Below are 625 nucleotides of genomic sequence, written 5' to 3' on the forward strand. Positions count from 1 at the left end.
CAGTTGCCAGTTTCAGCTCGTTAAGGCAAAAGATGAAACAAAATGGTGACGTGGAAGGTAAAGCGTTGATGAATTACCAACTTTGCTACACGCTAAACCAGCAAGGCCGTTACCACAAGGCAAACTTCTTTTGCTCATCTCTCGAAAGCCATTTAGACGATAAGCACGCAGAAGTCTTCCCTGCAGACTTGGCGTTGCGAGTCGTAGCGAACAACTACAATTATCGCGGCGACTACGAAAAAGCTCTGAGCTTGTACCGCCGCCTGCTTGCCAATATGTCTTATCAAAGCGACCCATCTGGTATTTATAACGATGTCGGCAATTTACTGGCCGAATTAGGACAGTTTGAGCAATCGGAGCAATACCTCATCCAATCCTTGCTTGCGCGTCAACTTGAGGAGGCCCCACTCAAAGTGGCGCAAGTCGAACACAGCCTAGCTCGGATGTATAACAAATCGAAAGATTTCGATAAGGCCATTAACCACTACCAGAACTCATTGAAAATCTTGGAAGAGCTCCACTATCCGTATGGACAAGGCTTGGCGTATTTGGGTCTTGCTTCCGCTATTGCTGAAATTGGCAACCTTGAACAAGCCGTCAAATACATTAACAAAGCACTCGGTTT

The 625-nt window shown here is 46.2% G+C and carries 1 protein-coding gene; it reads left to right on the plus strand.

What is annotated here, in order from left to right; genetic code table 11:
* The coding region (locus R7R78_RS27410; RefSeq protein ID WP_225474766.1) for a tetratricopeptide repeat protein at window positions 1-625 on the plus strand (625 nt) is incomplete at both ends.

The organism is Vibrio sp. 2134-1 (assembly GCF_033339495.1).